An 11,006-nucleotide genomic window follows, 5' to 3' on the forward strand; every position below is an offset into this window, starting at 1 on the left:
TTTATGGATCTGTAACGAAAAAAAGAGCCAAATCCTTTGATTTAGCTCTATATATTTATTTAAAAATCAATTCCTGTTTGAAGAGGTAATCACCACTGCTTGTAATCAGATTGGCATCACTATACTTCCTAAGAATATCCTTGGCTGAGTGAAGGTTAAGACCAGAGGTCTTCTTCTGATTTTCTTCCTGCATAATGGCATCAAGGTCAACTTTTTCTTCTTGCGTCCTATTTTCCATGACGAAATGGTAACTCCCATCCTTATCATGACGATGAAAACTAAAATTGATTTGACTGGCAGGCACCTGCTTACTCTCATCAATCGCATTACTAAAGAAAATGGACACCAGCAAGGTCAAGTCAACCACGTTCATGGTAAAGCCTGAAATCTCCTCAGGAATATCACAAGTCACTGGAATATTACTACGTTTAGCCTCCATCATACGAGCCGAAAGAAGACTACGTAAGGGCAAGGATTGAATATTTTCTAGCTTAGGATTATCAATGACACGGAAACGTTCAAACTCCTTGGCACTCTCTCTAAGAACATTCTGATACACCTGCTCAGCAAGGGCCTCTTCCTGGTCACGCACTTCCTCTGAAAATTGTTCCACAACCGTCTGATAAGACTGTCTGTATTGTAACAATTCATTGTAGAGAAGATCAATCTTTTGGTTGGCCTTAGTCAAACTATTCAAATGCCGTTTTTCCTCCATGGCCAAACTCTCTTCCAAATACTGCCTAGACAGTTGATTAAGATGAGCAACTAGGAAAATAAAGGCCACTGCAGACAAGAGAACCCCTAACATACGAAGTCTCAATTCCAAATCTAAAGAATAACCAGGTAACCAGTCATCTAAATTCATACTGAGAAAGATTCCCAATAAATAAGTAGCCATGGCTAAGGCAGCTCTTCTAGAAATCTGGAGGTTATGGAAAGAGTCATCACTATAGACCTTCCAACGCTTCAAATCCAAGCCCAAGAAACGGTCAAAAACAAAATAAAGTGGCAAAATCAAACCGTAAGATAAGAGATAGAAAAGTGCATTAGACCCCACCTCCGCTACAGGGAGATTTAAGAGAAGGGGAATAAAGAAGAGTCCCAATAAACGATAAAGCAAATCTGATGTCACCACTGGAAACAAGGTATGAAAAGCATACTGCGTTACCGTCCAAGTCTTTCCTTTAGCCAGAATAGCCAAAACCATCAGAATAAAGACATCAGCAATCATGTTCATACTCTTAATATTATACTGAAGAACCACATCTAGCAGGGCTAAGGTCAGAAACACCGTCCAGGAGATACGAATGTCTGTCATTCGTTTGAAAATAGCACAGTTTATCGTCAGCGTTATAATAATCTGAATGGCTAGAAAGGCATCTGTATTATAGAGATTTAAAAAATTTATTCCCAAAAACGACTCAAACATCGAATCTCCTTTCTATATATTTTTTTACAAGTCTTTAGTATTCAAATTGCTGTCTATAGATGAACTTATCATTCTTAAAGCTAAGTTTAGACTGAGGGTAACGCTCCATAATATCTTCGAGCTGCTCATTGATTGATAAGTGACTCTCATACGCCTCGTGGGGCGCCTCGGCACTATCTTGCGAAAGGGTTGTCTCTACAGAGAGGACCTGGACCTCACCTCTTTGGTAATAAGACATACGAACTAAACTATTTTCTTGACCATGAGCTCTCAACAAGGCATTATCCAAGAAGGTCGTTAGAACAGCTGATAAATCCACCACATCGATATGAACTGGGGATATAGGGTCTGGAACCTCCATGATAAAATCAACGCCAACAGCATGAAATTCCATATACTTACTCTCAATGACGGAACGTAACAATTGAGAAAGCAGGTTGGAAATATCTGGCATAACCTTGCTGAAGGGAACTTCCTCCTCAGATAAGTTCTGAGTGTCTCCCTCTTGACTAGTAGCCAGAACGGTCTTAACCTTCTTAGGTACGACTACCTTAGGCACTCCATCACGGTATAGATCCTGATAGAGATGGAGGATATGTCTACTAGATTCCTGTAAGCTCTGGAAATGACGCTCCTGCTCCTCCTTCAATTCTAGAAAGAGCTCATCCTTAATCCACTGGTTGGCATAGGAAACAACAATGAAGAAGGCTCCTGTTGCTAATAGAACGATCAACTTGGCATAATTGTTAACCACTTCCACAGGCCAGATGCTAGCAAAGTAAGGCATGAAATCATTTAGAAGCCCGTATGAAAGAAAGGCAAAGCTAACCCCAATAACAATAGGGGTGAAGTGTATACGTAAGCGCTCCTTTTCCTCGACCTGCAAATATTCATAACCAATAAAACGGTGAACCAAAAGATAAAGAGGATAAGTAACTACCACACATATAAACTCTGTTAAAGATTCTGGAATGCGGCTCATCAAGTCGTCTCCCAAAAGTAAAGGAAAGACGATTAATGACAAGCCTCGTATAATGATATTGGTTGTCCCCCAGGCATAAAAACTATTAAATACCGGCTCTATCCATGGCAAGTCTGGACGTTTGTAATAACTAAAACAAAATAAAATGAGAGGATTAAGTAAAAATTTGAATCCCATAGGAAGAAGGGGAGTCAAAACAACTGATAAAAGGCCACCTAATAAAAGTAGCCACCAAGAAATCTTGACCCTACCAGCTGCATGAAACATCAGATAATTGACAAAGAAAATCAAGAGCGTGTCTATAGATACTAGCCAATGAAAATCTTTAAAAACAGCAAGTAGCGATTCAATAATAGAAGTCATTCTTTTCCCCCTCTCCCATTAATCTGATTTAAGAAACTTCCTCAAAAATCCCCTAGGAAGCCCTTTTTACAACACTACTCATTATATAGCTTTTTGTAAGTTTTCACAATAATTAATTTTCTATTAAGGTCTACAATACCTCTAAGAATCCATTTATTTATAGAAGATAGACTTACTATTAAATTAAAGTTACAAATGTAACATAAAAAGTTGAGACAATTTTATCTCAACTTTTAGATTATAAAACTACTTTTTTGAGACTTACTTTTAAGCCTAAAGTCTAGTCAGCCTTGTAGTAGAATTGTTTGGCGTCAGATTGTGGTGATGCTGACTGGGTAATCAAAATACGGTCTTTAGTATTATCTGAAGCATCAGGATTATTTCCTGACACATTCGGTAATGTCGTACCTTTAGGGATGAAAAAGATTATTGCGCCATACATTCCTGTTCTTAGGCTCGCTCTCAGGTAGCCATTTTCAAGACTGGAATTAGCATTTTGAACCTCATAATCTGTTGGTGCAGTTACTTGATCCTTAGAAAATGTCAAACTATTACCATTCCCATTCTTCCAAGTCCCTTCGAGGCTTTGGAAGTTATTATCCTTGATAGCATTAACATCCATGCCTGTTTGTTCGGTCTTGGTTTCCGTTTTTGATTCTGTTTTGGCCTCTGATGAGCTTGATGATGACTCCGATGTTTGTGAAGAACTTGAAGATTCTGAGCTTTCAGATGTGCTAGCACTAGAGTAATGCTTGAGCAACTCTTGGTAAGCCTCTTGCATATCATCTGGTGCTACCTTATAGGTCTGAACAGCCTTCTTATCGTAATTGCCCTTCCAGTAGTTCGTCACATAGTAAACAGTACCATTAGAGCCGAGAACAATTTGGTAAGAATCCTTATCTTGGTCAACCAAATCCTTATAGAGCTTGTTGTAGCCATTATAATTGCCACCAGTCTTATCATCAGCTGAGAAGTCCTTAAAGAGGGCTTTTTGTTCAGCAGCATCGTCTTCATACATAGCATGTTTCTTATCCTTCAAGGTATAAAGACGGAAGGATGATCTTGGACTATAGTCTGCGGTCTTACCACTATTGTCATTAATCCCTAAAGTAAAGGAATCAACCGTGTTTTTATAGTCCTTGAAATCATAGTTTGAGACTTCCTTGCCATTGATGATACCACTTGGAACACCAGTAATATGTTCATAGCCATCCGCATTGATGAGATTAGCAAGGATGGTAATCGTTTGGCTGCTACCTTTTTCTTTAGGTGCCTTAAATGACAGGAAGGTTGGACTACCATCATTGACCTTGGTGATGCTGTCAAAGCTGCTTTGAACTAAAACAGCATCCTTGGCATAATCAGACTGATAGAGCCATTTCCCAAAAGCTTCCGTGATAGACTTAATGTCCTCAGTCGAATAGTCTGCAATATAAGTGGTTTCCTTATCACCATTGACATCGGTCTTAGTCTTGATATCTGCATTTGGCTTATTTGGATCGTTAGAAGACGATTCTGAGCTTGCATCGCTACCTGAGGATGAACTACTTGATTCCAAAATATCCTTAATAATGCTTTTAACTTGGCTACTTGAAGAACTAGACGAAGCCTCGCTAGACTCAACGACTTCAGAGCCTCCCTCAACCTGAGTATAGGTGTCTGATTCAGTCATTTCAACCTTCGCATCTCCTCCAGGTACCATACTTGGTGTGATACGGATAGTACCGTCTGAGCTACCGTTAGTTCCAGGCAACTTAAAGCTCAAAGAACGGTCTTCGCCGGATTGGGCATTAGCCTGATAAGTATCCCCGGTCTCCGTATTTTTGACTTCGTATTTGTCTCCCTTGATCTTACGAACTTCAAAACGCACCTTGTTCCCGGTATTCTTATCGACAACGGTTGTGGCATAAACTCTTGAAGACGATGTAAAAGCCGTGCTCTGAGTGTATTTTCCAAGTACCATGAAGACCAAAAAGACAATCAAGGCTAAACCGATAAACTTTTTATGTTTAAACTGTTTCATGAGGTCCTCCTAGATAAATAGATAGCCAACAACATAGCCAAAGAGAGCAATACAAATCAAGAGCAAAATTTCCAAAACTAAAAACCAGCTAAACTTGAGATCACCCAAACCAACCTTAGACAAAACTTGTCTGAATTTAGAATTTTTCTGTCTGCTCAAGCCACTAGAAAGAGCAAAACCAGTCTTAGCAGCTTCTGCGACTTCCTTATCACTTGGCTTGCGACCATGCTGCACTTGGAAGTCAATCAGCCATTCATCATATTGTTGCATTTATTTCTCCTTCTTCTGAAGTGTGACGAAAAAGAGTAGGGCATAAACGAGGCAATGAAGCACCAAGGCCCACCATTGTCCCCAGAATTCGCCTGTAGACCCTTGAAAGGCCTCCAACTGGCTCTTAGGGACTGGGACTCCGTACTTAGCCAAGCTCGATGGCAAGTCTGACAAGTCACTAGAAATCCCAAAAAGCTTGTGGCCATAACCAAGATAGATAAATTTTTGTACCCAATCAATGGCTTTGGGCAAAGACAGGATAGTTCCCGACAATGAAAATTGCATGATACCCACAACGACTGCTAGGATAACAGAGGTAATCTCAGATTTGCCAACCAAGGCTGAGATAAAGAGGGCAATAAAATGCGACGCCAAGAAAACCAGGAGCACTGTAATCCCAACTTCCCAACGGTAGGAACCAAAAATATGACCAGCATCTGGAAATTCCTTGTCAAAGAACTTACTAAAGACAGAGTAAGATAGGATAAAGACAATGGTTTCCAAAACGGCAAAGAAGGCGTGAATCCCCATACTAGCCAAGGCGAAGGCTGAACGACTCAAACCTGAGAAAAAGTCACGGTTGAGGACCGAGCGTTCCTTAGAAATATAAATACTGTTTTGAACCACAATCAAGAGACTGGTTGAGAAAAGCAAGAGAAAGAGGGTCATTCGAGTTGTTTCGAAATCTTTCAAAAATCCCTTGTCTTGGATATAGAGAATTAAGCCTTCAAAAGCGACAATGCCCAGAAGAACCTTCACAAAATCCATGTAGTGGTGTTTAAATTTATACCAACTTAATCGTAATGCTGCGTTCATAAATCTCCCTAAATCTTGTAAATACGTGTTGAAGCATTGAGCTCTTGGTAGACATCTGCGATATTCATATCCATATATTTACGAATCATATACGGATCGCTAGTCTTGTATTCCAAAAGCAACTCTTCATAGGTTCCTGCAAATGTCGGACGTCCCTTAGACAAGAAGATGATCTTGTCAAAAATAGCCAAATTTTCTGTATTGTGAGTAATAACCACAATAGACTTGTTAGCTGATTTAGCCAAGATTTTCAAGGTACGTAAGAGATTACGATCACTAAGGGCATCCAAACCTGAAGACGGCTCATCAAGGATAAAGTAGGGACTAGGGCTAAGAAGCTCGATACCAATAGAGACACGACGTTTTTGCCCACCAGAAAGCTCTGAGATCTTCTTATTGGCAAATTCCGTCAACCCTAAATCATCCATGATGCCTGCAATGCGATGCTTTTTAGTCAGCTTACCACTCCCTTTCAGATGGTGGTCCGCATAAAAATCAAAGGTCTCAGATACCTTGAGGTACTCACGTAGGAGATTTTGTTGGGGTACATAGGACCAAGAGCGTGAACCCGCAGTCACAGGTTTACCATTTTCTAAAATACGAAATTGTTGGCAAGTCGGTTTAAGCTGGCCTAGGAGAATCTCTGTTAAAGTTGTTTTCCCTGAACCAGAAGCACCCAAGATACCGACAACTTGACCAGTCTCCATAGTAACATCCAAATCTGTAAAGAGCTGGTTATCATTTCCCTTATATTTGAAACAGATATGTTCAAATGTTAATTGATTGGTTTCCATTAATATCTCCTAAGACATAAGTAACATCAAAGCCACAATTAGAATGGCTCCGATAATAAGAACGATGACATTGATATTGAAGAAGAGAATCAAGCTTAGTAGAATCACAAAGGCGAAGGCCGCAAAGAGGTAATTTTTAAGAGGTGACTCTTTAGTCTGAGTCACCGCAACAGGTTCAAAAGGGATTTCCTTTTTAGCTGATAGATTGCTAGCATCAGTGGCCGTCCCCTTGTCAACTTCCAAGGCCTTTCTCTGAGCCTGTCTGAGTTTTCGGTCATATTGTAACTTCTCATGGTCTGAGAAAAAGATTGAGCGAATCGTGTAGAGTTCACTGCGCAAACGATCCCCTTCTTTATCCAAGGTACCATTTGTCCAGAGCTCCTCCAGCTCCTCACGTAAAAAGGAAAGAGCCACGAAACAATCTTGAGCCGACATCTCTGGAGAGATACGGTTACTGACCTCTCTTAAATAGGGCACTTCCTGTCCTGTCTCTGTATCAATTGCTTTGTAGTAGTCTATCATGAGATGAATTTAGCAAAAATAGCTTGAAGTTCTGACAAATCTTCCTTAACCACTTCTTGGGTTTGGTTGACTTGTGCATTGACTGAAAAGCGTGCCACAACAGTATTGCTTCGAGGGTCCGACACTGTCACGGTAACAATTTGTTCTGAGTCAAAGGCATAGGTGACTTGTGCCAAGAGCTCACCTTTCTGACGAGGTTGTGGCACTTGCCCTTCCACTTGTCCCAAAATCTTCACAGCAAATGGATTTTCATAATTTCCTTCTGTGATACGAAGTTTAAACTTACTCTGTCCATCCACGACCGCAAAGAGATCCTTGGTAACAGCCAAAGGTAAGACCGAGTTACGTGGAACCACGACACTATTATAGTAGTCACCCACAAAGCTGTAGTTTTTGTTTGGATTTTTCTTGAAGAGCAGACCGATTCCCTGAGAGGTCACATCCTTGACAACCACTCTATCTGTCTCAGTTGTCTTACCATCCTGATGTTCAGAGAAGCTAACCTCGTTATTGACGATAAGGTCAGCCAAAATAGAAGCTCCCTGTGCCACGATGGTATCTGGATTAAGGTCAAACTTAGGCTCCAAACCACTCATCAAACGAATCATTTGACGAATCATTGGCATACGTGTTGACCCACCCACAAGGAGAATATGGTCAATCTCTTCCCATTTTAAGCCAGATGCTTGAAGAGTAGATTGCACCTTGATTTCAGTATCTTTGAGGAGGTCCAAGGTAATTTCATTGAAAATCGCTTGAGTAATCAAGACACCGTAACCTTGACCATTGACATAGTGCTCATAGAGAGCTTGGTCATTCACAGATAGACTAGTCTTAATCTGCTCAGCCTTATATTGAAGTTGAATTTTTTCCTTCTCGGAAAGGTTAGTCATATTGACCCCTTGTTTTTCCAACTCCTGCATGATGTAGCCCACAAGACGCTTATCAAAGTCAATCCCACCAAGGCGTGAATTCCCGTCAGTTGCCAAAATATCATAGGCATGATCAGCCACGCGCATGATGGTAACGTCAAAAGTTCCTCCACCAAGGTCGAAGACCAAGACATTTCCTTGAGCATTTTTAGTGTGGGCATAGGCAATGGCCGCAGCTGTAGGCTCATTGATAATACGCAAGACATTAAATCCTGCAATACGACCAGCATTCTTAGTTGCCGCACGTTGATCTGATGTAAAGTAGGCAGGCACTGTGATAACAGCATCCTTGATACCGTCTGCTTGTCCCATCTCCTGACCAACGACATAGGCGCGTTTACGGAATTCGTTCAAAACCAAGGCCGAAAGAATAATAGAATTGACACGTGTGTGGTCTGGTGTATCACTAGCAATCGGACGCCCGATGTCACGTTTGAAGTCAAACTTAAAGTTTTCTGTACTTCCGATTTCTGTCCCACGCTCGATGGCTTCTTTACCAAAAGATACATGGTTTTGGCCACTAATATTTGAGAAGTAAACCGCTGAACGTAAGACCTGATCGTCATTCGTCCCCATCGGAATAATCTCTGGCACATCTTCACGAACAACAGCCATAACGGAATTCGTTGTTCCTAAATCAATACCAATCGCTTTTTTTCTCATAACAATTTCCCTTCTAGCCTCATTCCTCATTCCTCATTTTGAGTTTTCTTGGCTATAGCTCCAAACAGGCAGCCGCTTAGATTGTCTCCATTCATCGCTGTCACATAAAACTCCAAAAGAGTAAAGTTATTCCAGTCTAGTTTTTTTCACTATACTATATTATCACAAATAAAGAGACTATAAAATAGGAAAAAAGGGAGTAGGACCGAACAACTTTTTAAAAATTGTTCCTTGTCCCACTCCCTTGAGTCTCAATCAATCTGATAGACTGGATGAACTTAGAAATACAGGAGTATTATCCACTTAAAGTGTCATGCTTTATAGCAACTAAGATACTCCTACTTTCTAAAAAAAGCTGAGAGTCTTATCTCAGCTTTCTTTGTTATAGTCAAAGCGAATGACTTGCTTCTTTGCATCTACGTGGGCGTGGACTCCAAAGGGAACAATCGCTCTTGGAGTTGCGTGTCCGACATTCAGATTATAGACAATTGGGATATTGCTATCAATGATATCCAATAGTGCCTCTTTATAGTCGTCATAGAAGGTTTCATCCATAGGTTTCCCGACCAAGAGTCCACTGACGACCTCAAATATCCCAGTTTCTTTTAAAGTTTGCAACATTTTTTTGAAATCATCAGGTTCAGGCTTTTCTTCACTTGTTTCTAGCAATAGAATCTTTCCTTCCCAGTCGGATAAGTCAGGGAAAAGTTTGTATTTTTGGCAGAGGTCTGTGCTATCTGCGTGTAGAGAGTTGTCAAAAATATCGTAGAGGGATTCGAGGCAACCGCCGAGGATTTCCCCCTCGAACTTAGCATTGCCTTGTAACAAGTCAAAACCTGTATTTGCATGGCTGACACGAGGTGTTCCCAAGGCTTTGGGACTAAAATCAGTCCGTTCCTCATACCAAACGTCACTAGGGCGAATTTCCGAGATTCTTCCCGTCTCAATCAATTCCTTGAAGTAGTGGAGGCTATATGGCAACATTTCTTTGTCTAACTCACAAATGTCTGCTAAAAATGATTGGCCGTAAAAAGTCTTGACCCCTAGCTTATGCAACATGAGGTGGTTCATGGTTGTATCCGAGAAACCGAGAAAAATCTTTGGTTTGATAACCTTTTGTAGTTGGTCATTTTCAAAGAGGTAGGGTAGCAAGCGATAGGTATCGTCTCCACCAATGGCACATAGAATCATGTCGATGCTATCATCAGAAAAGGCATGAATCAAATCCTCTGCACGAGCTTCAGGATGTTCTTTGATAAAATCTAAGCCTTTTAGTGAATGGGGCAAAAAGATAGGATTGAGTCCCAGGTCCTTGAGACGTTGAATACCCAAGTCCACTTCGTGCTTGACAAAGTCTTCACCGATAATTCCACTAGATAAGCTCACAATACCAATAGTAGAAACCATGTCTTGACCCTCCTGAAAATAGATTGAGCCTATCTTATCACAGGAGATGAGATAAAACAACAAGAATTAGAGTCAGAAGAAGACTTTTAGATCGAGAAAATAGTAAAAAAGCAACCGCTCGATGTGGTTGCTTTTTATAGTAGTTGTATTCTTATAGAGCAGTAAGGAAAGTCAGTCCGCCAAGGATAACCCCGGCTGAGTTTGGAATGATTAGAACCCAGTCTTTCTTAGGCTCTTTTGTCCATCCATAAATGACCCAGATTAAGCAAGAGACAGCTGCTGATAAAGGTTGGAATGGTTGAGCTTTGTTCCCTTGTAAATTGGCAAAAATTTGAGGGATGTAGGCTATAAATACAATAATCCCGATAAAGGCACCAATTGAACCAACAACTTGATTAATTCTCTGTTTAGTCATATATATTTCTCCTTATTACTTTATTAGTATAACAGAAAAACAACTTGGATTCAAGGACAAAACCTCGGGATTCTAAGGAAAGACTTTACATTAGAACGTTTTTAGAAAATGTAGCAACATTTCTTTGTCTAACTCACAAATGTCGGCTAAAAATGATTGGCCGTAAAAAGTCTTGACCCCTAGCTTATGCAACATGAGGTGGTTCATGGTTGTATCCGAGAAACCGAGAAAAATCTTTGGTTTGATAACCTTTTGTAGTTGGTCATTTTCAAAGAGGTAGGGTAGCAAGCGATAGGTATCGTCTCCACCAATGGCACATAGAATCATGTCGATGCTATCATCAGAAAAGGCATGAATCAAATCCTCTGCACGAGCTTCAGGATGTTCTTT

Annotated in this window: 10 protein-coding genes and 1 pseudogene; all 11 read right to left on the reverse strand. The window is 40.5% G+C overall.

Annotation, left to right across the window (positions count from 1 at the left end):
• Window positions 1–55 precede the first annotated feature (55 nt).
• Window positions 56–1,429, reverse strand: a complete 1,374-nt coding sequence (locus O3670_RS08220; RefSeq protein WP_073686189.1) for a GHKL domain-containing protein — start codon at window positions 1,427–1,429, stop codon at window positions 56–58.
• Window positions 1,430–1,463: 34 nt separating this feature from the next.
• Window positions 1,464–2,774 carry an ATP-binding protein gene (locus O3670_RS08225; RefSeq protein ID WP_014635015.1) on the reverse strand — a complete coding sequence of 437 codons (1,311 nt, stop codon included), beginning with the start codon at window positions 2,772–2,774 and terminating at the stop codon, window positions 1,464–1,466.
• Window positions 2,775–3,054: 280 nt separating this feature from the next.
• The gene (locus tag O3670_RS08230; protein WP_195187437.1) at window positions 3,055–4,797 is read right to left on the reverse strand and encodes a DUF6287 domain-containing protein; all 1,743 of its coding nucleotides are present in this window, start codon (window positions 4,795–4,797) and stop codon (window positions 3,055–3,057) included.
• Window positions 4,798–4,806: 9 nt separating this feature from the next.
• Complete coding sequence (locus O3670_RS08235) at window positions 4,807–5,067, reverse strand: hypothetical protein (protein WP_002884593.1); 261 nt, start codon at window positions 5,065–5,067, stop codon at window positions 4,807–4,809.
• Window positions 5,068–5,883, reverse strand: coding sequence for an ABC transporter permease (locus tag O3670_RS08240; protein ID WP_004183421.1), 816 nt, complete (start codon window positions 5,881–5,883; stop codon window positions 5,068–5,070).
• An 8-nt stretch (window positions 5,884–5,891) separates the two neighbouring features.
• Window positions 5,892–6,677, reverse strand: coding sequence for an ATP-binding cassette domain-containing protein (locus O3670_RS08245; RefSeq protein WP_002891779.1), 786 nt, complete (start codon window positions 6,675–6,677; stop codon window positions 5,892–5,894).
• A gap of 9 nt (window positions 6,678–6,686) precedes the next feature.
• A complete protein-coding gene (locus O3670_RS08250) occupies window positions 6,687–7,199 on the reverse strand; it encodes a hypothetical protein (protein WP_021143642.1) in 513 nt (170 codons plus the stop codon).
• Window positions 7,196–8,794: an Hsp70 family protein gene (locus O3670_RS08255; RefSeq protein ID WP_022495864.1), complete on the reverse strand. Its 1,599-nt coding sequence runs from the start codon at window positions 8,792–8,794 to the stop codon at window positions 7,196–7,198. The genes O3670_RS08250 and O3670_RS08255 overlap by 4 nt, the downstream gene beginning before the upstream one ends.
• 369 nt (window positions 8,795–9,163) lie before the next feature.
• A complete protein-coding gene (locus O3670_RS08260) occupies window positions 9,164–10,201 on the reverse strand; it encodes a S66 family peptidase (RefSeq protein ID WP_013991153.1) in 1,038 nt (345 codons plus the stop codon).
• A 151-nt stretch (window positions 10,202–10,352) separates the two neighbouring features.
• Window positions 10,353–10,616 (reverse strand): SemiSWEET family transporter, encoded by a 264-nt coding sequence (locus tag O3670_RS08265; RefSeq protein ID WP_002891785.1) that lies wholly within the window; start codon window positions 10,614–10,616, stop codon window positions 10,353–10,355.
• 99 nt (window positions 10,617–10,715) lie between these two features.
• A pseudogene (locus O3670_RS08270) lies at window positions 10,716–11,006 on the reverse strand (LD-carboxypeptidase); the annotation flags it as partial.

It is taken from the genome of Streptococcus sp. 27098_8_74 (assembly GCF_041431705.1).
GTDB classification, from domain to species: domain Bacteria; phylum Bacillota; class Bacilli; order Lactobacillales; family Streptococcaceae; genus Streptococcus; species Streptococcus salivarius_E.